A 20935-nucleotide genomic window follows, 5' to 3' on the forward strand; every position below is an offset into this window, starting at 1 on the left:
CTCACCGGGCCCCGAAGGGGACCTTGGGGCGCAGGTAGATGCGCTCCTCACCCCGCGCGCCCCGGAACCGGTCGACGACGAAGTGGGCGAACGCGTCGTCGCGAAGCTGGCTCAGGTGAAGGCCGGGCACTCCGCCCGAACGAACCAGCTCCGTCGCGATGCGGCGGATGTCGGTGTCCGGCACGGGGCCGTCCAGCTCCACCGGGACGTCCGCGGACATGCCGTCGTAGGTGATGTTGAGCGTGGCCATCGTCGTGTGCGCCTCCTCACGCGCCCGGCGGAGCGCGAGGGTGCGCCCGGTGGGACTCACGCCGGGACGGCGATGGGGGCAGGCGCCTGACGATATCGGCCGGCGGCGTTGCCAACAGGGCCCGGCTCCCCTCACGGGAAGCCGGGCTGCCAGGGAAGACGCCTACCGCGGCTCGCTGCTGCTGACCACTGCGGGCTTGGGAAGGAAGTCCTTGAGCTGCACGACGGGCAACCCCGGGAGCGCGGTGATGAAGCCCGAGTACGCCATCAGGTTGGGCGAGCACCAGCCCGGGTTGGACACCGTGTTCTCGGTGGCGTTGGTGAACACCGCATTGGCGACCGCCTCGGGCTTCGCCATGGGGTTTACCTCGAGGAACAGCGCGGCCAGTCCCGTCACGTGAGGGGTTGCCATGGAGGTGCCGCTCAGCTCCCGGCTCTCGCGGTCGCCGTAGTGCCAGGAGGACTTGATCTTGTTCCCCGGCGCGAAGACGTCCACGCAGTCCCCCCAGTTGGAGAACGTGGCGCGCTTGTCCTTGCTGTCGGTGGCGGCAACGGTGATGGCCTCTGGCGCACGGGCGGGGGAGTGCTTGCAGGCGTCGTTGTCCTCGTTGCCCGCAGCGACGACGTAGGTGACCCCCGCGGCGATGGAGCGGCGGACCGCGTCGTCGAGCGCCGGGTCCTCGTCGCTGCCCAGGCTCATGTTCGCGACGGCGGGCGAGACGTGATTCCGGGTCACCCAGTCGATGCCCTCAATGACGCCAGAGGTGGCGCCGGAGCCGTCACAGCCCAGCACGCGGACGGAATGGACAATCGCGTTGCGGGCCAGGCCGTAGGATGCGCCCGCCGCCGTGCCCGCGACGTGTGTCCCGTGGCCGTTGCAGTCATTGCCCCGCATGCTGTCGCCAATGGCGTCGTAGCCGATGGAGGCCCGGCCACCGAACTCCCGGTGCGAGAAGCGCACACCGGTGTCCAGGATGTAGATGTGCACGCCCTGGCCCGTCGCGGTGAAGGTGTAGACCTTGTCCAGCGGGAGCTTGCGCTGGTCCATCCGGTCGATGCCCCACGTGGGCCCCTGCTGGCTTTCGGCGATTTTGACCACGCCATTCTCTTGCACGTAGTCCACTGCGGGGTCGTTCGCCATGGCCCGCGCCTGGGCTTCCGTCATCTTGGCCGCGAAACCACGCAACGCATTCTCATACATCGCGAATGCGGTGCCACCGTACGCCGTGGTGAGGCTCGTCGTGGCTTGCTGGACCTCGACCTGTTCGAGGCTTTGTGCGGGTGACTTCAGGACGACAATGTACTCACCCGGAATCTTCTTTCGGACGGTGATGAACTTGCCGGTCTGCTTCTGGCCCATCGTGGGCCTGCTGGCCGTGCGGTCCTTGCAGGGCACCTGCCGCGATGCGCATGCCCCCATCAGCAACATCATGCCCACGGAGACGAACAGCTTCAGTGTGTGTCGATTCATGTTTTACCCAGAGGAAATTGGTTGTGATGGGTAAAACGGGTGTACATCAAAAACGGCTTATTCATGAATCAACCCGGAGGGATGAGCCAGCGGTCCGTGATTGAACATGCCATGGCGCTCCAAGGCGCGATGTCTGGCCATGACCTACCACGGACGAATGGTGGTTCCCCATACGTACAAGACTGTTTCCAGTGGACGTTTCCCGGGGCGCGACAGGATGTCGTTGATGCCCATCTCTCGTGCCGCGTTCACCAGGTGGGCATGCCACGTGCCATGCGTGTCGGAGAGTCGCGTCGCGGCGATGGCCAGCGCGCTCGCGCCCACGGAGTAGCCGCCAAAGACGAGCGGACCGCTGGCGGAGTCCTCCTTCCCCTTCACTCCGCGAGGCCACTCCCGGCAGGCCGCCAGCGGTAGGAGCGAGCCCGCGGGCCGAGCGCAGTAGTCCCGCACCAGGGTGGCGGTGAAGGTTCCCGCGGCGGGATGCGCGGCCATGGCGAGGAAGGCGCCCGTCCACGCGAGCGTGGTGGCCCGTTGCGTACGTTCCACGACGAGTCCCTTCGCGTCGACCTGGGTGGGAAAGCCCGAGGGCAGGGCGGACAGTTCCACCAGTCGCGCGATGAGCCGCTCTGCCGCGGCCTCGGAGGGCGCATGGCCTCGCAGCCGGCCATGGAGCAGCAGGGCCGCGGCGGCCGGCGCGCTGTCACACGGCCAGATGGAGGTACTGAAGCTGGGCAGCAGCAACTGGTGTTCGAGCGCCTTCACGACCTGGCTGGCCAGGGCATCGAAGAGCGCCGTGGACGCAGCGTCCTGCATGCCCGCGCGTTCGATGCCCGCGAGCATCAGCAGCACGTAGCCCCGGTAGAGGATGCTCCGTGGCAGGGCGTGGCCCAGGACGACGTCCGTCCCACCGCGCATGAAGGGGGCCCTGGCCCGTCCCAGCGCGTCCGCGAGGAGCGCATGCAGTCGTCGCTGCGTGTCTGGCAGGGGATGGCCGTCCAGCGCCGCCTGAACGAGGATGAAGGACAGGTGGCCATCGCAGAGGAGCTGTGACTCGACGAAGCGGCGCTTCGCATCGCCGAGCAACGTCGTCTCGCACCCCTCGCCGAGGATGCGCTGTTCCAGTGCGTCCAGCGCGGGTGCGGAGAGCTGTCCGTGTCCCTGGGATGCGGAAGGAGGACGGGGCGGCGCATGGTCGCTACCTGCCGGGCTCTCCGTTCTTGCGGTGCCGGCCAGGCATGCACAGAGCGCCAGAAGGGGAAGGCCCGTCCGGCGGAAGCGGGCGTGGGTGGGTCGTGGCATGGGCGGAGAGCTGAGCACGCACGCGTCCGCCAAGGTCATCCGGTGGGCTCGGTGGTCGCCAGGACAGGCTCAGCGGTTTCTATTCGCGCGTGGAGGGTCGCGGGTTCCAGAGGGGCGCGGCCAGTTCACCAGTCCACGCTGAAGGGACGTCATGGGTTGCCCTTGAGGTCAGAGCCTTCAGATTGGCAGTGGAGGTTGCGTGTGCATGGCGCTTCAGCCCGAGGTGAGCCGGTGGGAGGTCACGCCTTCGGAGGCGGTGGAGCTGCAGCGCCGGCTGCGTGAGCAACTGGTGCTCCGGCCGCCCCCTGGGCTGAAGGTGGAGCGCATCGCGGGCGCGGACATCTCCACGGAGAAGGGGAAGGACACCGGCTTTGGTGGGTTCGTCGTCCTGGACGTGGAGACGTTGGCGCCGGTGGCCCAGTCTGGGGCCGCGGTGACGTTGCACTTTCCCTACGTGCCGGGCCTGCTGTCCTTTCGCGAGTTGCCCATCATCGCCGCTGCCTGGGAGCGGCTCACGGTGCGCCCCGATGTGGTCATCTTCGATGGACAAGGCACCGCCCATCCCCGGCGCATGGGGATTGCGTGTCACGGAGGGTTGCTGTTCGGCGTGCCCTCCATCGGCTGCGCCAAGTCCCTGCTGGTGGGGACGCACGGACCGCTGGGCGAGGCGAGAGGCTCCACCGCGCCCCTCATGCACCGGGGCGAGGTCGTTGGCATGGCGGTGCGCACGCGCAAGGGCGTGCAGCCCGTCTACGTGTCCCCGGGCCACCTGATGGACCTGCCCACGGCGGTGGAGCTGGTGCTCAAGGTGAGCCCGAAGTACCGCGAGCCGGAGACCACGCGGTATGCGCACCGGCTGGTCAACGCACTCCGTCGCGCGGACGGAGAGGCCGCCGAACTGGAGTAGGTGCCCGGCCCCTGATTTTGACCGCCGTCCCAACCGACTCTATGTCCGGAGGTGGCTCCATCGCTTGGGGCCTCAAGGAACGGCAGCTCGGGCGTCTGTCTCCCTGGCCGCCCTTCCCGCCAGCCCATACTGGCGGTAGCACCTCAGGCCGCGAAAAGGGGCTGGGGCCAGGGCGGGAGATGTCATTGGGAGCGCCAATGCGGAGGTTGTCGTCACCTTGGAGTGAGCTGGCGTCGCATTACGCCGTGGTGGTGGTGGGCTCGGGGTATGGAGGGGCCATCACCGCCAGCCGGTTGGCACGCGCGGGCCAGCAGGTCTGTGTCCTGGAGCGAGGCCGGGAGCTCCTGCCCGGTGACTACCCGCGCACGGACGCCGAGTTCATGTCCGAGTTCCAGGTTCACTTCGACCCCGAGGCCGCCGCCGACGTGGGCAGTCCGACGGCCTTGTTCGAGCTCCACCGGGGCGGGGACGTATCCGTCGTCACGGGCTGCGGCCTGGGTGGGACGTCGCTCATCAATGCCAACGTGGCCATGCGGCCGGACCCTCGGGTGTTTCTGGACGCACGTTGGCCGGACGCGTTCCGCGTCGACGTGGACGGCTTGCTGGAGGACGGCTTCGCCTGGGCCGAGCACATGCTGCGGCCGTTGCCCTATCCGGAGTCCGCGCCGCCGCTGGCCACGTTGTCGGCGCTGGCGAAATCGGCGGAGAAGCTGGGCGGCACCTTTCGCCGGCCGCCCCTGGCCGTCACCTTCGAGGAGGGCGTCAACGCCGCGGGGGTGCGTCAGGGCGCTTGCACGTTGTGCGGTGACTGCATGACGGGCTGCAACTTCGGCGCGAAGAACTCCGTGCTGATGAACTACCTGCCGGACGCGCACCGCCATGGGGCGAAGCTCTTCACCGAGGTGGGCGTGCGCTACCTGGCGCGCGAAGGTGCCCGGTGGCGCGTGTACTACCGGCCGATGAACGCCGGCCGCGAGCGCTTCGATGCGCCAGACCTGTGGTTGACCGCCGACCGCGTCATCCTCGCGGCAGGGACCATGGGCACCGCGGAGCTCCTGCTTCGCTCGAAGGCGCTGGGGCTGTCCCTCTCCGGGCGTCTGGGCCAGCGTTTCAGCAACAACGGGGACGTGATGGCGTTCGGCTACAACACGGACGTCCCTGTCCATGGCGTGGGTCTGGGCGAGGCGCCCTCCGCGGGGCGCGAGCCCGTGGGCCCCACCATCAGCGGTATCATCGATGACCGGGCCACGCTGCGGCAGGAAGACGGGATGATCATCGAGAACGGCGCGATTCCCGCCGCGCTCGCGCGTCCCGTGACGGCGCTGCTCGCCGCTGCGTCGGCCATCGCCGGGCAGGACACGGACCGGGGCGTCATCGACCGAGTTGGGGAACTGGCGCGCATCGCGGACAGTGCCGTGCGCGGGCCGTACCACGGGGCCATGCGCAACACGCAGACGTTCCTCGTGATGTCCCATGATGACGGCGCGGGTGAACTGCGCCTGTCGGGCGACCGGGTCCGCGTCCACTGGCCGGGCGCGGGGCGGCAGGCCGTCTTCACGCGGGTGGATGAACGCCTGCGCCGCGCCACGGAGGCGCTGGGCGGAACCTTCGTGCGCAACCCGCTCTGGAACAAGCTCACCGGCCACGAGCTTCTGTGTACCCATCCCCTGGGCGGGTGCGCCATGGGCGAGCGCGCGGAGGAGGGCGTGGTGGACCACGAGGGCCGCGTCTTCGCGGGGCCCGAGGGCACGGAGGTCCACGAGGGCCTCTACGTCAGCGACGGCTCCGTGATTCCGAGGCCGCTGGGCATCAACCCGCTGCTCACCATCTCCGCGGTGGCGGAGCGCACCGTGGCGCTGATGGCCCGGCGGCACGGTTGGAGCGTGGACTACGCGCCGGTTCCGGAGGCCCCGGGGCCGCGGCCCACGCAGCCCCTGGCCGTGCAGTTCACCGAGACCATGTACGGCTACATCTCCGCGGGGGCCGACGAGGACTTCCTGCGAGCCGGGGACCCCGCGCGCAGGGACACGTCGCCGTTTCGCTTCATCGTCACAGTGGACTCACGGGACTTGGAGGAGACGCTCGCGCATCCGCTGCACCCCATGCAGCTGTCGGGCTGCGTGGTGGCGCCCGTGTTGTCCTCCCGTCCGATGACGGTGGAGCAGGGCGTGCTGCACCTGATGACCCACGAGGGCGCTCGTCCTGGCGGACGGCGGATGCGCTACCAACTTCCGCTGGTCTCAGAGTCCGGCGAGCGCTTCTTTGTCGACGGCTACAAGGACGTCCATGACGACGACGGTCCGGACCTGTGGGTGGATACCACGCGGCTCCTGGTGTCCATCTACCGTGGCGAGAACGCCTCGGGGCCCTGCATCTCCCGGGGTTACCTGCGGCTGAACGCCAAGGATTTCGCCGTGCAGCTCTCCACCCTGCGGGTGCTCCATGCCCAGGGCACGGTGCAGCGGCTGGCCGCGCTCGCCCGCTTCGGACGTTTCTTCTTCGGGGAACTCTTCGAGACGTACGTGCGCAGCAAGGCTGCGTAGCGAGCGGGGAGGCGGCGGCACGGACTTCGTGCCGCTGCGTCGTGCTCCTTATGGATGGCGTGGGCACCGTGAGGCGCACACGCCATTTCATGAAGGAAGGACAGCCCATGCCCAATGACCGTGAGCAGGGAAAGGGCGCTCCGCAGGGCAGCGAGCGTCAGACCAGCCGCCGGGATACACCCATCGAGGTCCGCAGGCGGCTGCGGCACGAGTCACGCACCAGCCAGACGTACACGGCCTTCATCAATCATCTGTGCGAGCGAGGCGGCATGTCACCCGCCGTGGCAGAAAAGGCCGCGGTGTCCGTCCTCTGCGCTCTGGAACAGCGAATCCTCAGTGAGGAGGCAAGCGACCTGGAGGACCAGCTTCCTCGCAAGCTGACCATGTTGCTGCACCGCTGTGAGAAGCACGAGGAAGAGCTGCCTCCCAAGTTCCACCGCGAGCACCTTCTGCGTCGGGTCGGGGAGGACCTGAGCCTTCACCCAGACGCGGTGGAGCCGGTGGTGCGCGCGGTGATGGATGCCGTCCGCCACCAGATAACCGAAGGGGAGTCCGAGGACGTCATGGGCCAGCTTCCGCCGGACATCCGCGACCTCTGGACGCGCACCGTCTGAAGACTCAAGCGAGGCCGCTGGGGGTATGGCGGATGCCAGAGGCGCTGCGAAGCGCCTCCGCCCACCATGGCTCGGCCGCCACCAGGACGTCCCGGCCTCGCAGCCGCGCCACCATGCCCTCGGGCGCCACGACGGAGAAGCGCAGGGGCTTCCCGAGCGCGGAGGTGAGCGCGGCCATGGTGCTCTCATCCTCGGCGGAGAAGCCGAGCGGACCGTCGGGGTGGCTGTGCGCCACCTCTTCAAGGACGTCACGCAGCCGCCAGATGGCTTCCCAGCGGGCGCGTGAGTCGGGCAGTTGATTCGGGCTGTCGGACGCGTCGCACCACAGCACTTCGCCGCCGTGGCCGATGAGCAGGCAGACCTCTCGTGTGGACATGGCCGTCTCCTCAGGCATGCCGGGTCACCACCAGGACATCCGTTTCAATGGCCTCGCGAATGACGGACGGTAGGCTCTCCAGCGTGACATCTCCGTCCGCACCGGCCAGGCAGATGCCTGAGTCCAGGACCTGGAGCGAGTCCGCCGCGACGATGGAGACGAAGCGCTCCCCCATGAAGGCATACGTCACCTCCAGCCGCTGGCCCGCCAGCCGCCGCAAGTCCAGCGGACGCGCGCCCGCGTTCATCAACGCCTGCTGCGCGCGCTGCATGCCATCCTCCCTCGGATTCCCGCGGACGCCCCGCGACTCCAGACGGGCGATGCGCCGCTGGGCTTCCGCAATCAATTCCGCGGACCGGGCCCGTCGCTCGGCGTACTCTCGCTCCTGTTGCGTCCGTGCCGTCTGGGCTTCACGTTCATGGTGCAGACGACGCAGGCAATCCTCCGCCGGAACGCGGCCGCCCTCCGCCACCGCGAGTATCCGGCCTCGGACCTCGGCGGGTGCGAAGCGGATGCCCAGGTCGCGCGAGACACGCTCCAGCAGGGCGTAGCCAAACGCGGCCCGCAGGGGGGCGCTCACGCCCCGAATGTGGGCGAGGGGTTGGTTCTGCTCCAGCGCGAGGCGTGCCGCGCCCTCGGCTTCGCTTTCGAAATCCTCGCCTTCGAAGAGCAGGGCGCCGTCAAACCATCGGCGCGCACTCACCGGCGCCAGGCGCGGCGGCTCCTCCTCCGGCATCAACTCCAGGGGCTCCGCCACGGCGCCTTCTCGCACCAGCCGGCGTCCCCAGGCATGTCCCCGCACGCGCGGCAGCGCCTCCATGCACTCAGGCTCGGAGGGTTCACGCGGCGTGGCGTCTCGTCCCTTCACATCGAAGCGCCACCACCCCGGGGTGACCGGGGTGGTGACACGGAGGCGTCGCGAGGCGGAATCGACGGTGCCACCGCCCAGATACGGCAGCACCACCGACTCCACCTTCCCGAGGAACTTCCGGTAGTCCACGACGCCTCCTCTTTCCTCACTGCGTTGGCTTCACGCCACCTTCAGCAGCGGCGTGCGCATCACCCGCTCCACCCAGCCGGACTGGGCGGTTCCGGGCAGCGTGGGCGCATCCATCAGCGCCTTGAGCACCCGGGGGACTTGGTACGGGTCGTCGAACTGGTCCACGTTCACCTCGCTGAAGGGCACTCGCAGCTGCGCGGCGCAGGTTCGAACCGTCGAGCCCCGCGCATGTGCCACCGACACCATCAGGGCCATCGCCGACACCGGGATACGGAGGTCACGGAATGCCCGGGCGAACTGGTCGCCTGCCTCTCCGGCCTCGTCTCCCACCACGATGACCACCAGCTTCGCGTCCTCCGGCACGCGAACGCCGTCACGATGCAACGCGTGCAGCGCGGACGCGTGCACCGTTCCTCCCGACGCCCGCAGCCCCGCCAGCATGTGCTGGACGGCGATGCGGTTGGCGGCCTTTGGACGCAGCACCGTGCCCAGGGTGTCGAACGCGGCGATGTGCAGCTTGTCCATCGGGAAGCCCGCGAGGATGCGCGACAGCGCCTCCTTCGAACTCTCGATGGCCCCCTCCATGGAGCCCGACTTGTCGATGAGGAACATCACCCGCACGTCGGTCTCCGCCGTCGCCTCCGCCACTGCCTGCCGTGCCGCGTTGTCGCTGGCCTCCTCCAGCTTGCGTCGCAGCACCTCGCTGCGGACGTTCTTCGCGATGTTCAGCGCCCGCTGGTCCGTGGCCGTGTGCACCGCCTTCTCCCAACGCGCGCGGATGGCCGGGTCTGTCAGCAGGCCCAGCTCCTCGAGCGTGGGCGTCATCAGCCGCAGGTCACGGTCCGACAGCGAGGGCAACAGCGCTGCCATGATGGCCGGCGTGAGACCCACGTCCTTCGGCAGCCGGCCCACGACCTCCTTGTAGGAGAGGCGCTCCAGGTCGATCCACTCGCAGATTTCCGCCTCCGACAGGCCGTCGAAGCGCTCGCGCTTGACCAGCGTCAGCCCATTCAGGCCCACCTCGCGGTGGCCCTGCGCGGACTGCTTCTGCTTCCAGCCAAGCACCTCGAAGAAGCCCTGCGCGCGCGGCTTGTAGCCGGCCTTGCGCGCCAGCTTCTTCAGCGTCTCCTTGTAGCCCGCCTTCACCAGACCCTGGAGCATGGGCATGTTGGCCTCACGCGCCGCCAGCCACTTCGACGCTACGCGCTTCCAGCGGCCCAGCGGCGCCTTTCGGGACGCCGGGTCACCAAAGCCCGCATCGCGGTTGAGTTGAGCGATCTCCGGATGCTCCAGCAGCTCCGCCACGCGCAGCACCGCCTTGGGCGTGAGCATGCGCGTCGACTTGCGCTCGTAGTGGAGCACCATCGCCTCGCCGATGGCCCGCCAGTCGTCGTCGTGGAAGGCCACGCCGCCCTGCTCATCGCGCACGGGCTGGCCCGCGTGCTCCTGCACCAGCATGAGCGCGCACGTCGCGACCTTGAGGTCGCGCCAGTCCGTCTGGGTCAGCGCGTACGACGCGAAGTGCGCCATCAACTCGGCGTTGAGCCGGTAGATGTCCAGGAGCTGCCGGTAGAGCTTCACCGCGGCGGGAACGAAGAGGCCCGGCTTCACCGGGCGCCCCTTTTCACGCTGGAACGGCGTGGCGTGCGCCGCCGCGTGCCAGGTGCCATTCACATCCAGGCCAGGCCGGTTGTGCCACAGGTGGGCGGAGCCTCCGAGCACCAGGTCCAGCAGGCGCTCGGCGGGACCGCGCTGCGACTCGGGCAGCAGCGCGTTCGGGTTCTGCGTCTGGGTCATCATGGTGTCTCCCTTGGGACGTGCCGCGGGTCAGGCGCGGGGCGGACCACTCGCGACGAGGCGAGCGGAGTGCACCGCGCGTGGACGCACGGGTGCCTTGCGCTTCAGCGAAGGCGGCCCGTGCGAAGTCAGAATGTGGAGGAAAGGGTGCGCCCGAGTGACGAGGCCATTCTTGGATTAACGGTCCCAGTGCTCTACCGCTGAGCTACGGAGCCACGAATGGCTCCGGCGGGATTCGAACCCGCGACAGCTGTATGGCGTGTTGGGCCCCGTCGGCCGGGCGCGAAATTGATTACGAGAAGACGGACACGTCGCCGTGGACCGGAATCCGGGCCACGTCCTTGCCGCCCCGGTATGTACTCCGGGCCGGCACCGAGACGAGCTCCCAGGTAGGGAGTACCACCGCTGTCAGCGACCGTCCGTAGACGCACCCGGTGTCGATACCCACCGCGTGCTCGGTGACGAGCGGCGCGTCGAAGACGGTGTGGCCGAAGATGACCCGCTCCGGCCCCTTCCAGTGGTGCGTCCAGAAGGTCCAGCCTTCAGGCGCCTTGGATGGCCAGTAGCTCTTGGCCGCTGGGGGCCGGATGCACTGGGCATGGAGCAGGTGGTACGGGTCCTGTTTCTCGACAGGGATGTCCGGCAGCATGCCGGCGTGCACCACGATGGCGTTGTGCTCCGGCAGCCGCAGGTAGCGAGGCAGCTGTGCCATCCAGTCGTAGTACCCGGGTTCGAGCACCCGGCGCGTCTCGAGGTGGTCGGGATGCAACCGCTCGTCCGCCCGGTGGCGCTGCTGGAGGTGCTTCTCCTCGTGGTTGCCGAGGATGGCCTCGTGCCGCATGGCCAGCTCCACGCACTCGCGGCGCTTCGGGCCGCGGTCCACCAGGTCACCCGCGAAGATGATCCGGTCGCTGGAGGTCGCGCCCACCTTGTCGAGCAGCTCCACGGCTTCGTCGTAACAGCCGTGAAGGTCTCCGATGACGATGGTGCGGCGGGACATGACGCGAATCCTCAAGAAGGGAAAAGTTGAGCGCCCGAGTGAAGAAGCCAGTTGGCTGATTCCAGGATCAGTGACGGACCACCCGTCGGCACATGCCCATGGGGCATATGTGTGGAGTCGAACCACGGCTTGTAGGGCCGCTTCGGCCGGGCGCTCGAAAGCGATGGGGGCGAAGACGCGGGCCCCCGCTGTTCCTGACAGGTGATTTTCCGGGGCCCGGTTCCTGACGCCTGCTCTATAAATCCCGTCAGGAACGCCACGCGGCTTTCGTCCGACTTCGCGGGTGCCAATTGTCCGGTGATTCCGCCGGGTTGGCGCTCCCTGCTTGTCTCGGAGGCTGCCTGCGGATGCCAACGTGGTACCTTGCCGCGCCACATCCCCGTAACCCAACATCCCGGGGCGACTTCCCCGGCGCAGCCCCCAGGTCCTTCCGGTGTACGAGCAGCTCACGGATGACGAATTGTTCGCGGAGGTGGTCCGCCGCCGCGCCACTGGCGAGCCCGTTGGAGGCCCGCTCGGGGCGTTGGTGCAGCGGTGGGCCCGACCCTCGCGGTACGTCATCAGCAAGATTCAGGCGAGCTACGGCCGTGGTTCCCCAGCGGACGCGGACGAGCTCTTCCAGGACGCGGTCGGGAAGTTCATCGACCGGGGTCTGGACCAGTTCCGCGGCGTGTCGGAGCAGATGCCCGGCCGGAGCGCGTCTCCCAAGACGTTCTTCCTGCGCATCGTCAAGCACGTGGCCATCGACTTCTACCGGAAGCACCGCGAGGAGCTCGCGGCGCCTCCTTCGGACCCCGATGACGCCATGGAAGAGCCACCCTCCGAGGTGGCTCGCGCCGTCGAGTTCGGGAAGCGGCGTGAAGAGCGCGCCGAAGCCCAGGAGCTGTATTGGGCGGCATTTGCCCGCCTCCAGCAGGAGCACCCGAAGGAAGCTTCGGCTTGGGACCTGTACCACCACGAAGACGTCGAGGATCACGAAGAATGTGCCCGGCGCCTGAACATCACCGTGGTGAACAGCTACAAGCGCGTCAGCCGGGCCCAGGCCTACCTCAAGCTCTACCTGCTGGACCTTCATCGCGAGTCGCATGGGGAGGAAGCGTGAGCCGCCTCCTTCCCCGCCACACCCGGGGTACCCAGGAGGAATGAACCCATGATTGTTGGAGATACGCTGTCCCGCTATTCCGCCCGCCGCTCGCAGCTTCTGTCGGGCACTGCTTCTCCCGGTGAAGTGCTCGAGGCGGCGGGTGACCTGCTGCGCCGCCGCTCCCGGTTGGAGACCGAAGGTGTGGACGCCGCCCTGCGGGGCCTGGGTCGACCTCAGGTGGAAGCCTGGTTGAAGTCGCAGAAGCCGCAGTCGCTGCAACCGGTGCTGCTGAGGGCCGCGGAAGAAGCTGTCGAGGTGGCGCTCGACGGCGGCGAAGAGGCGGACATGTGGCGGGCCTCCGCGCTGGAGGGACTTTCCGCTCGCGACCGGGCCGCCTCCGCCGCACACGCCCTGGCCGTCTGGGAGGGCTTTCACGGGGCCCTCGACGGCGAGTCCGCGCAGCTTCGAGACCGCTTTCTCGCCGCGCTCCAGAGTCTGGACTCAGCACTCCGTCCCCGAGCGCGTTGGTTCATCCCACTCAATCCGCAGCGCCGGCAGGAGCGCGACCTCCTCGAGCCCGCCGAGCAGGACGCCGCCTGGTGGTTCTCCGCGCGCGCCGGCTGCGATGACCTGGTCGCCACCTGGACGGCGACTCCCCAGACGCTGACGGCCCACCTTCAGGAATGCGACGCATGCCGCGCGGACATGGCGGATGCCGCGCCCGTGGACATGCCTCCCCGCCGGCACCTCACCGCGGACGACCTCTGGCGCCTCGACATGGGGCTGCTGTCCGAGGACGAGCGGACCCGGCTGGATGCGCACACGGCGCGCTGCGGCGAGTGTGCCCAGGCCGTGCTGGCGCTGGACGAGGGCGAGGCGGCCATCGAAGAGGCGCTGGACATGGAGGAGGACGGGACGGTGGCCCGCTCCGCGCGCACCTCGCGCGCGCCTGTCTCCCACCGCGCTCACGCCGCCCGCCTGCCGGAGCAGCGCGAGGTGCTGGATGAGCGCCGCGACTTTCGCGTGGTGCTGGTGCGTGAGCGTCAGCGCGTGCGCCTGCTGGTGCAGCCCCTGACTGGACGGACCGTGACGGCGGCGGTGTTCCTGAGCCCCGGCCGTCCCTCGCTCAAGCCGGCCCATGGGCCGGAGGGCATCGCCTTTGATTTGACGTCCGCGTCGTCCACCGGCGCGCGCTCTGCCCACCTGTCCGTGCAGGCGGGGAGCGAAACCCTGGAGCGCGACTTCGCCTTCTGACGGGAGGTCCCCGTTTCACGCCGGGGCCCGTGGTCACGGGCCCTCCGCGCTCAGGGTGACATGGGGATTGCGGTCCGCTGCGTGTCGAGCGCCTGACGGCTGCGCACGGGGGGCTGCGGAATGGGAATGCTCCCCGCCGGCAACGTGGGGCTGAAGCCATTCACCAGGAGGGCGATGATGAGCTGCGCGTTGGGTGGGCGGGTGCCGAGCGCCGCGCCGCAGATGTCCAATTGGTCCAGCACCCGGGGGCCCTCGGTGCGCTGGTAGCGGTTGCACGTGGCGCCCACCTGCGGGTCCAGGTGTCGCGCCATCTCGCGCATGTTGCGGCCCCAGCGCATGGTGAGCTTCTCTGGCGTGAGCTGGATGTTGACGGGCTCCTCACCCCACGTCCCCTCGATGAGGGTGCGCCGTCCACCGGCCTTCAGCTTCAGCTCGAGCGCGCGCTGTCCCAGCGTGCCCGTCACCGCGATGCCGTGCTCGTAGACCTCCTCGCCGAGGATGCTCACCCAGACGCCGTCCTTGCGCCGGGTGTACGGCTTGTCCGCGGCGATGCGGCCGTGGTTGAACCAGACGTCGCCCACGCGGCCCAGTGGCAGTTGGTCGTTCTTCGCCACCGGCGCGGGTTCGTCCTCCAGTCCTGAAGGCCCGGCCGCGGCCACCACCGGCCGTGAGGCCAGCAGGTCCGTCACCGGCACGGACGTGTCGACGATCTCGAAGCGCACGCCGTCCAGCCAGGCCTGTCCCGTGCCGCTCATGATGAGGCCGGCCATGATGGTGGTGGCTTCCTTCGGGACGTCCAGCACCACGTCGTAGCGCTTGCAGCCCGCGGTGCCCACCAGGGCGCGCGACTGCATGTTGTCGAAGGCCAGGGGCTGCTTCGGGTCGGGCCCTTCCACGCGCATCCATAGGCCAGCCCAGCCCTCCACGTCCTTGATGCGGAGCGCGCCGGAGAAGCGCAGCCGCTTGCCCCGAAAGTCGTGCGCGCCGAAGGCCTGCATGAAGGTGCCGTAGCCATTCTCATCCGGCGACAGCGAGCGGAGGTAGGCGCTGCGGTTGCCTTCGCACGTGGCGCTGCTGTCCACGCCGGCCTCGTAGCGCTTGGGGGCGCTCTCCGTCACATACCAGCCGACTGGCAACTTCTGGGCGCCTTCCGACGGCTGCGCACCGGCCCCGGTGGAGGCCAGCGCGAGCAGAAGGGCGGCGAGTTTCTTCCGGAAGTCCATGACGGGAATCCTCACAGCGACACGGGGCGGCGCGCGCTCAGCGCACCCTCGGGGAGGCCAGTGCGGGCCTCATAGCGCGGGACTTCACCCGTGCCCCAGGGATATTGGACGAGCAGCCCACGCTCCTCGGCCGCCTGGGTGCAGGAAGCCTGTGTGGCCAGGTCCGGGCACGCCACGACGATGGACTGAGGCTCGGCGACCTCCGTCTCCAATTCCACCGAGGGCGGCTCGACATGAAGGGCCAGCGTCCTGGGCGCGTCGGAAGTTTGCCGTCCACCGGGCAACACGACGAAGGCCCAGGCCGCCGCCGCGGCCAGTGCGGCACCGGCCAGGCCGGCCGTGAGACGTCGAGTCTCCCAGCGGGCCGGGCGGAGGACGTGGACGGCGGGCGCATAGGTGTTGGCGACTTCGTGGAGTTGCTCCGACAGCAGGGCTTCTTCCTGGAGCAGGCGGGCGCACGGATCACATTCCAGCGTGTGTGCCTCAAGGCTCGCGGCCTTCTCTGGTGCCAGCGCCCCCAGGATGTACTGCTCCGCGGAGTCGCGGGTGAGGTGGGGCTTAAGCATGGGTTTCCTCCTCGAGCGCGGTGCGCAGCTTCTTGCGGACCTCGCACAGGATTTGCCGCACGCGCTGGACCGACAGGCCAACGCGTGAGGCGACTTCGGCATGAGGGAGTTCCTGGCCGTCACAGGCCAGGAGGAAGACGTTTCGTGCGCTGGGAGACACCTGCGCCAGCGCGGCATGGGCACGGGAGAGTTGCTCCTCGGACAGCAGGCGCCGCTCGGCGGACACCGACGGGTCCACCGGGTGGTGACGCTCCGGCAGTTCATCCACCGCCCCGGCAATGGACTCGCGACGGGCCCGTCGTGCGTCGTCCGCGGCCAGGAAGGCCGCCTGGGTGAGGGCGAGGTTGGGCAGGCGAAGCTCCGTCAGCAGCCCGCGCTGCTGTTGCTGGATGAGCCGCGCCCAGGTCTCCTGGGCCAGCTCTTGCGCCCGGTCCACCCGGACGCCACGTGCGAGCAGCGATACCACGACCCGCCGGTGATGGCGTGCGACCAGCGCGTCCCAGGCCGCCCTCTCACCCGCCAGGGCGCGCCGCGCGAGGAGGGCTTCGTCCTCCCCGGGCGCCGTCGCCTCGGCCGGCTCGTCGGCTTCCTTTGACAATCGCAGCGTCGTCATCCGCAGGCCCTGCACGGCTGCACTCATGCCGTCTTCCCGTCGCTCAGAGGCGTCCGGGGAGCACGCCTGCTCCCCAGTGTCCCCAGAACGTGTGTCCGGCGCGGACATATCGATGGGGGCAGGGAAGATGTGGGGCGGGGTGGGCAAGGGTCAGTTGACGGCGGGACTGTCTCCCGACGCCCAGCGGAGGTTGGAGAGCTTCACCACGCCCTGGCAGCGGCCGCACACACGGCCTTCACCGTCGTACACCCGGGCGGTGGCGAAGAGGAGGGACACCGTCTGGCTGTCGATTTCAGACTCCACGCGCAGACTGTCGCCGGTGACAGCGCGCTCGAAGCTCATGGACAACTGCACGGTGGCGCAGCGCCGGCCTGGGTCCACCAGGGCGCCGGTGCAGCCCACGGCGTAGTCGAAGAGGGCGGCGAGGATGCCTCCGTTGACGGCGCTGGCACTGCCGGCGCCGCCCCGGTGTTCGGGCCGAAGTTCGGGGATGGTGACGACCACCTTCCGGCCTTCCGGGAAGCTGAGTTGCGCGCCGAAGAGGCGCAGGGTGAGGCTCTGGGAGAACTGCTCGGCGTAACGGTCCAGGTCAGCCTGGGAAGGCCTCGTAGGGGCGCCGGACGTGGAGTCGGACATGGAGGCGCACCATTATATAAGCGCACCACATGCCTTGGGGGCCGGGCGGCCGGGCGGGACTGCGGAAGGGCGCCCATTGGTGGGGGAAAGACGTTAGAAGCATGGGTTCCCTCCCGAATGTCTCCCGCGAACCCACACGAATCCGCCCTCCTCGAAGACCTCAATGCGCCACAGCGCGAGGCCGTGTTGCATGGTGACGGCCCCCTGCTCGTCCTGTCAGGGGCGGGCAGCGGCAAGACGCGCGTCATCACCCGGCGCGTGGCGTATCTGGTGAAGGTCCACAACGTCTACCCGTGGCGCATCCTGGCCGTCACCTTCACCAACAAGGCGGCGCGGGAGATGCGCGAGCGCCTGGTGCACTTGCTGGGGGCCCAGGCGAACGAGCTGGTGGTGAGCACCTTCCACTCGGCGGCGGCGCAGATTCTCCGCCGCGAGGCGGAGCACGTGGGGCTCACCCGCTCCTTCGTCATCTACGACGACTCGGACCAGCTCAACGTGGTGAAGCGCGCCATGCGCGAGGCGGGCATCGAGTCCATGCAGCCGCGCGAAATCCTCCACCGCATCGACCAGGAGAAGAACGCGGCCCGGCTGCCGGAGCACATGCAGGTCGCGCCCGGCGACGAGCGGGGCCAACTGGTGCGCAAGGTGTACGCGGCCTACCAGGAGCGGCTGCGCGCGGCCAACGCGGTGGACTTCGGAGACCTGCTGCTCCTGCTGGTGACGCTGTTCCGCACCCGGCCGGACGTGCTGGAGAACTACCGGCGCCGCTTCCATCACGTGATGGTGGATGAGTTCCAGGACACCAACCCGGTGCAGTACGCGCTGCTGAAGCAGCTGGCGCCGCCCCCTTCCGCCAACCTGGTGGTGGTGGGAGACGACGACCAGTCCATCTACCGGTGGCGTGGCGCGGACGTGGACAACATCCTCGGCTTCCCGCGGCAGTACCCCGGCGCGAAGGTGGTGAAGCTGGAGCAGAACTACCGCTCCGACCAGAACATCCTGGACGCGGCGCACGAGGTCATCCGGAAGAACACGCGGCGCATGGAGAAGAAGCTCTGGTCCGAGCGCCAGCGGGGCCAGACGCTCAACCTGATGCTCAACCGCGATGAGCGGGCCGAGGGGCAGGAGGTGGCGCGGCAGATTCTGGCGCTGCAGCGGGAGGGCTTCATCAAGCTCTCCAGCATGGCGGTGTTCTACCGGGCCAATGCGCAGAGCCGCGTGCTGGAAGAGGCGCTGCGCCTGGCGCGCGTCCCGTACACCCTGGTGAGCGGACGCAGCTTCTATGACCGGGCGGAAGTGCGGGATGCCTCCGCGTATCTGCGGCTGATGGTGAACCCGCGCTCGGACGCGGACCTGCTGCGCATCATCAACATCCCGGCGCGTGGCATCGGCGACACCACGGTGGAGCGGGTGACGGACTTCGCCAACTCGCGCGGCGTGAGCCTCTATGAGGCCTTGTCCCAGCCGGAGCAGATTCCCTCGCTCAATGGCGCCGCCGTGAAGCGGCTCAAGGGCTTCCGCAACCTGCTGGAGTCCCTGACGGCCTTCGCCCAGACGAACGAGGAAGCAGCGGGCGCGGTGGACCAGATGCTGCGCGAGACGAAGCTGGTGGAGACGCTTCAGGCCGAGGGCAGCGACGAGTCTCAGACGCGCGCGGAGAACCTCCGCGAGTTCCTGGGCGCGGCGCAGGAGTTCGACCTGAACCGGGCCGCCGCGGCGGTGGCGGCTGCGGCGAATCCCCCCAGCGACGTTCCTCCCGAAGTGGACGCGGCTCCGCTGACGGCGGACGTGCCGGCGCTGCAGGCCTTCCTGGAGCAGATTTCGCTGGTGGGCGAGGCGGACGCGGAGGTGGGCGAGGGCCGGGTGGCGCTGATGACGCTGCACGCGGCCAAGGGCCTGGAGTTCGACGCCGTCTTCCTCACCGGCATGGAGGAGAACGTCTTTCCGCACTCGCGCGCGGTGAAGTCGGAGTCCACGTTCCTGAACGAGGTCGCCTCGACGGATGGGGAGCCCTCGGAGGAGATGGCCGAGGAGCGGCGCCTCTGCTACGTGGGCTTCACGCGTGCGCGAAAGCGGCTCTTCGTGAGCCTGGCGCAGTGCCGCTCGCTGTTCGGTGAGTTGCGCTACAACGCGCCCAGCCGCTTCCTGCGGGACGTGCCGCCGGCGCTGTTCGGCATCAGCGAGCAGGAAGTCCCCGAAGCGCCTCGACCCATGGTGCCCTCGACGCCGCGCAAGCGGACCTGGGATGAGGACGACGGGCCGCGCATCGACCGCTCGTACTCGCAGGCGTCGGACATGGACGGCGTGGGCGGGGACGTGCGCGGCATGCGCGTGCGCCACGAGCAGTTCGGCGTGGGCCGCGTGGTGTCCGCGGACGGCAACGGCCCCAACGCGAAGGTGACGGTGGAGTTCGGCGGAGGCGTGGGCCTCAAGCGCATCATCGCCCGTTTCCTGATACCGGGCTGAGAAGGGGTCACCCGAGTGGACAAGCCGGTTTGGAGACTTGTCAGCTTGAAGGCTGGTGCCGTCGACCACTTGGCTACCCCTCCTCGCGGAGGGGGCTGGATTCGAACCAGCGAAGTCCTAAGCGTGTAGGGCCTGTCCGGCCGGGTGTGGTGGGAGTGACGAAAGAAAGCCCGCGCGCCTGACAGGGCGAATGCGCTGGTGGCAGAGTCCGGCGCGTGAGACTCGCCTCGCTGACCTGGTGCCTCCTGCTGGTGTGGTGTGGCTTCGGCTGTTCGCGAAGCTTCTCCTCGCAGGACCTCGGTGTGCAGTACGAGCCGCCCTCGGGCATGGGCCTGCGCTCTGTGGATGCCGGGCCCCCGGCGCTGGCCCGCTTTGACGGGGGATTGGAGCTGCGCTCGGTGCGCGGCGCGGCGCCCGCCCTGGATGCGGGGCCGGAGGCCGTGCTGGCGGCGGCGGGGTTGAAGGCGCCCGGAAAGTTGCTCCAGGACACGGAGGGCACGCTCCCGGCGGGGCCCGTGGCGCGCTACGAATTCTCACAGACGGGCGGCTCGCGCACGCTGGTGTACTTTGTGCCCAGGAAGGACGGCTTCGTGCTGGTCACCTTCTCCGCGCCCGAGCGTGACTACGGCGTGCTGTCCGCCCGCGTGGAGCGCTCGCTGTCGACGCTGCGGACGTGGTGAGTCCCGCGACGGTGTCCTGACGGAGGGCGGCTCAAGGGGCGGTCTTGCGCAGCCGCCATGACAGCACGCGTCCGTCCAGGCCCAGGACGATGACCTGGTCACCCAGCACCACGGGGCGGGTGCGCAGCGGCGTATCCGCGCGGACCGAGAAGGCCTGTGCCCAGGTCGCCGTGTTCAACGCGATGAGCCGTCCCTGACGCCCGCTGGTGGGCACCAGAAGCAGGTCCTCCCGCACCGGTGTCACCTCCGAGACGAGCGGGTCGGGCAGCGTGACGCGCGCCACCTCCTTTCCGTCCGAAGGGGACAGGCCGACGAGCGCGGAGGCCTCCCCAGCCGTGCCGACCCACACCGTTCCCAGCGCCAGCGACGGGGGACTGCTCAGGGCCTCCGCGGGGGCCTGCTCCCACAGGGACGTGCCGTCCCCGAGCCGCAGCGCCAGGACGTGGCCCTGGCGGGTGCTCACGTAGAGTGTGTCCTGCCACAACGTCATCCCCAGCACGTCCTGGACGTTCCGCTGCCAGCGCTTCGCCCCATCCTGGGTGGCCAGGGCCATCAGCCCGGCGTCACCGAGCGCCACCACCAGCAAGCCGTCCTGGAGGACCGGCACGGGATATCCGCGGGGCGCGGCCGTCGGCTCGGGCTTTCCGGGTGGGGGGCGCTCCCAGTCCGTCTTTCCCGTGTCCGTGAAGAGGGAGCGGACGGCCCCATCCGGCGCGACGAGGAAGACGAATTTCCCCTCCGCATCCGCCACAGGTGCGGTAAGGACGGGGGGCTCTCCGGTGAGGCGCCATTGTACCGCGCCATCCGCGAGGGTCAGCCGGACCAGGTCTCCGCCCACCGTCCCGGCGATGACGCTGTCTCCCAGCAGGGCAGGGCGTGTGGCCACCTCCCGGTCCATGGCGGCCCGCCAGGCGACTCGGCCGCTCCGCTCCAGGCGGACGACGGTGCCGGCCTCATTGGCGGTGAGGACGCCGTCCTTCAGGGCCACCAGTCCCGCGCGGGACGAGGCGTCCGTGGAATGGCGGAAGTCGCTCGTCGCGGGTTCCCGGCACCCCATGACGGCCACCAGTGTCAGCGCCAGGGCGGGCAGCAAGGGCGTGCATGGACAGGCGCGAGACGACATGGTTTGGAGGATGGCGCAAGGAAGGAACTTGGAC

The 20935-nt window shown here is 69.2% G+C and carries 19 protein-coding genes; 7 read left to right on the plus strand and 12 right to left on the minus strand.

Annotated elements, in window-relative coordinates; translation table 11 throughout:
• Position 1: 1 nt before the first annotated feature.
• The 3 genes from OZ403_RS07430 to OZ403_RS07440 all read right to left on the minus strand — a co-directional run bounded on the left by OZ403_RS07430 (position 2) and on the right by OZ403_RS07440 (position 3019).
• Complete coding sequence (locus OZ403_RS07430) at positions 2–250, minus strand: hypothetical protein (RefSeq protein ID WP_026113817.1); 249 nt, start codon at positions 248–250, stop codon at positions 2–4.
• Between the two features lie 162 nt (positions 251–412).
• Entirely contained in the window at positions 413–1720 is a 1308-nt protein-coding gene (locus OZ403_RS07435) for a S8 family peptidase (protein WP_140788568.1), read from the minus strand.
• Positions 1721–1864: 144 nt separating this feature from the next.
• Entirely contained in the window at positions 1865–3019 is a 1155-nt protein-coding gene (locus OZ403_RS07440) for a hypothetical protein (RefSeq protein WP_268783785.1), read from the minus strand.
• Positions 3020–3218: 199 nt separating this feature from the next.
• On the opposite strand from OZ403_RS07440, the gene nfi reads away from it, so the two are divergent.
• The 3 genes from nfi (at position 3219) to OZ403_RS07455 (ending at position 7083) form a co-directional block, all read left to right on the plus strand.
• A complete protein-coding gene (nfi, locus tag OZ403_RS07445; protein WP_268783786.1) occupies positions 3219–3926 on the plus strand; it encodes a deoxyribonuclease V in 708 nt (235 codons plus the stop codon).
• 197 nt (positions 3927–4123) lie between these two features.
• Positions 4124–6469 (plus strand): GMC oxidoreductase, encoded by a 2346-nt coding sequence (locus tag OZ403_RS07450; RefSeq protein ID WP_268783787.1) that lies wholly within the window; start codon positions 4124–4126, stop codon positions 6467–6469.
• 107 nt (positions 6470–6576) lie between these two features.
• Complete coding sequence (locus OZ403_RS07455; RefSeq protein WP_268783788.1) at positions 6577–7083, plus strand: DUF2267 domain-containing protein; 507 nt, start codon at positions 6577–6579, stop codon at positions 7081–7083.
• Positions 7084–7087: 4 nt separating this feature from the next.
• Here the strand turns inward: OZ403_RS07455 and OZ403_RS07460 are convergent, their stop codons facing one another.
• The 4 genes from OZ403_RS07460 to OZ403_RS07475 form a co-directional block, all read right to left on the minus strand.
• Complete coding sequence (locus tag OZ403_RS07460; protein ID WP_225888602.1) at positions 7088–7459, minus strand: Mov34/MPN/PAD-1 family protein; 372 nt, start codon at positions 7457–7459, stop codon at positions 7088–7090.
• A gap of 10 nt (positions 7460–7469) precedes the next feature.
• Positions 7470–8459 (minus strand): hypothetical protein, encoded by a 990-nt coding sequence (locus OZ403_RS07465; RefSeq protein ID WP_268783789.1) that lies wholly within the window; start codon positions 8457–8459, stop codon positions 7470–7472.
• A gap of 30 nt (positions 8460–8489) precedes the next feature.
• Positions 8490–10259 (minus strand): vWA domain-containing protein, encoded by a 1770-nt coding sequence (locus OZ403_RS07470; protein ID WP_268783790.1) that lies wholly within the window; start codon positions 10257–10259, stop codon positions 8490–8492.
• A gap of 289 nt (positions 10260–10548) precedes the next feature.
• The gene (locus OZ403_RS07475) at positions 10549–11256 is read right to left on the minus strand and encodes a metallophosphoesterase (RefSeq protein ID WP_268783791.1); all 708 of its coding nucleotides are present in this window, start codon (positions 11254–11256) and stop codon (positions 10549–10551) included.
• Positions 11257–11689: 433 nt separating this feature from the next.
• Between OZ403_RS07475 and OZ403_RS07480 the strand changes: the two genes are divergently transcribed.
• Together OZ403_RS07480 and OZ403_RS07485 are read left to right on the plus strand one after the other, a co-directional pair.
• The gene (locus tag OZ403_RS07480) at positions 11690–12358 is read left to right on the plus strand and encodes an RNA polymerase sigma factor (RefSeq protein WP_140788585.1); all 669 of its coding nucleotides are present in this window, start codon (positions 11690–11692) and stop codon (positions 12356–12358) included.
• A 48-nt stretch (positions 12359–12406) separates the two neighbouring features.
• Positions 12407–13594, plus strand: coding sequence for a hypothetical protein (locus tag OZ403_RS07485; protein ID WP_268783792.1), 1188 nt, complete (start codon positions 12407–12409; stop codon positions 13592–13594).
• Positions 13595–13644: 50 nt separating this feature from the next.
• On the opposite strand, the gene OZ403_RS07490 is transcribed toward OZ403_RS07485, so the two are convergent.
• The 4 genes from OZ403_RS07490 to OZ403_RS07505 are packed head-to-tail and all read right to left on the minus strand — an operon-like array spanning position 13645 to position 16632.
• The gene (locus OZ403_RS07490) at positions 13645–14817 is read right to left on the minus strand and encodes an AraC family transcriptional regulator (protein WP_140788589.1); all 1173 of its coding nucleotides are present in this window, start codon (positions 14815–14817) and stop codon (positions 13645–13647) included.
• An 11-nt stretch (positions 14818–14828) separates the two neighbouring features.
• The gene (locus OZ403_RS07495; RefSeq protein ID WP_140797532.1) at positions 14829–15383 is read right to left on the minus strand and encodes a zf-HC2 domain-containing protein; all 555 of its coding nucleotides are present in this window, start codon (positions 15381–15383) and stop codon (positions 14829–14831) included.
• A complete protein-coding gene (locus OZ403_RS07500) occupies positions 15376–16143 on the minus strand; it encodes an RNA polymerase sigma factor (protein WP_140788593.1) in 768 nt (255 codons plus the stop codon). The genes OZ403_RS07495 and OZ403_RS07500 overlap by 8 nt, the downstream gene beginning before the upstream one ends.
• Before the next feature lie 3 nt (positions 16144–16146).
• Positions 16147–16632: a PaaI family thioesterase gene (locus OZ403_RS07505; protein WP_140788595.1), complete on the minus strand. Its 486-nt coding sequence runs from the start codon at positions 16630–16632 to the stop codon at positions 16147–16149.
• Positions 16633–16749: 117 nt separating this feature from the next.
• Between OZ403_RS07505 and OZ403_RS07510 the strand changes: the two genes are divergently transcribed.
• Together OZ403_RS07510 and OZ403_RS07515 are read left to right on the plus strand one after the other, a co-directional pair.
• Positions 16750–19098: an ATP-dependent helicase gene (locus OZ403_RS07510; protein ID WP_140853334.1), complete on the plus strand. Its 2349-nt coding sequence runs from the start codon at positions 16750–16752 to the stop codon at positions 19096–19098.
• A gap of 215 nt (positions 19099–19313) precedes the next feature.
• Positions 19314–19778 carry a hypothetical protein gene (locus OZ403_RS07515; RefSeq protein WP_140853335.1) on the plus strand — a complete coding sequence of 155 codons (465 nt, stop codon included), beginning with the start codon at positions 19314–19316 and terminating at the stop codon, positions 19776–19778.
• Positions 19779–19809: 31 nt separating this feature from the next.
• On the opposite strand, the gene OZ403_RS07520 is transcribed toward OZ403_RS07515, so the two are convergent.
• Positions 19810–20901, minus strand: coding sequence for an outer membrane protein assembly factor BamB family protein (locus OZ403_RS07520; protein ID WP_268783793.1), 1092 nt, complete (start codon positions 20899–20901; stop codon positions 19810–19812).
• Positions 20902–20935 lie beyond the last annotated feature (34 nt).

Source organism: Myxococcus sp. NMCA1 (assembly GCF_026810205.1).
GTDB lineage: Bacteria > Myxococcota > Myxococcia > Myxococcales > Myxococcaceae > Myxococcus > Myxococcus xanthus_A.

What these genes read in the sequence shown, in the direction of transcription:
- OZ403_RS07430 (WP_026113817.1), bottom strand. Translation starts at nt 250, where the DNA reads ATGGCCACGCTCAACATCACCTACGACGGCATGTCCGCGGACGTCCCG.
- OZ403_RS07435 (WP_140788568.1), bottom strand. Translation starts at nt 1,720, where the DNA reads ATGAATCGACACACACTGAAGCTGTTCGTCTCCGTGGGCATGATGTTG.
- OZ403_RS07440 (WP_268783785.1), bottom strand. Translation starts at nt 3,019, where the DNA reads ATGCCACGACCCACCCACGCCCGCTTCCGCCGGACGGGCCTTCCCCTT.
- OZ403_RS07450 (WP_268783787.1), top strand. Translation starts at nt 4,124, where the DNA reads ATGCGGAGGTTGTCGTCACCTTGGAGTGAGCTGGCGTCGCATTACGCC.
- OZ403_RS07455 (WP_268783788.1), top strand. Translation starts at nt 6,577, where the DNA reads ATGCCCAATGACCGTGAGCAGGGAAAGGGCGCTCCGCAGGGCAGCGAG.
- OZ403_RS07460 (WP_225888602.1), bottom strand. Translation starts at nt 7,459, where the DNA reads ATGTCCACACGAGAGGTCTGCCTGCTCATCGGCCACGGCGGCGAAGTG.
- OZ403_RS07470 (WP_268783790.1), bottom strand. Translation starts at nt 10,259, where the DNA reads ATGATGACCCAGACGCAGAACCCGAACGCGCTGCTGCCCGAGTCGCAG.
- OZ403_RS07475 (WP_268783791.1), bottom strand. Translation starts at nt 11,256, where the DNA reads ATGTCCCGCCGCACCATCGTCATCGGAGACCTTCACGGCTGTTACGAC.
- OZ403_RS07485 (WP_268783792.1), top strand. Translation starts at nt 12,407, where the DNA reads ATGATTGTTGGAGATACGCTGTCCCGCTATTCCGCCCGCCGCTCGCAG.
- OZ403_RS07490 (WP_140788589.1), bottom strand. Translation starts at nt 14,817, where the DNA reads ATGGACTTCCGGAAGAAACTCGCCGCCCTTCTGCTCGCGCTGGCCTCC.
- OZ403_RS07495 (WP_140797532.1), bottom strand. Translation starts at nt 15,383, where the DNA reads ATGCTTAAGCCCCACCTCACCCGCGACTCCGCGGAGCAGTACATCCTG.
- OZ403_RS07505 (WP_140788595.1), bottom strand. Translation starts at nt 16,632, where the DNA reads ATGTCCGACTCCACGTCCGGCGCCCCTACGAGGCCTTCCCAGGCTGAC.
- OZ403_RS07510 (WP_140853334.1), top strand. Translation starts at nt 16,750, where the DNA reads ATGTCTCCCGCGAACCCACACGAATCCGCCCTCCTCGAAGACCTCAAT.
- OZ403_RS07520 (WP_268783793.1), bottom strand. Translation starts at nt 20,901, where the DNA reads ATGTCGTCTCGCGCCTGTCCATGCACGCCCTTGCTGCCCGCCCTGGCG.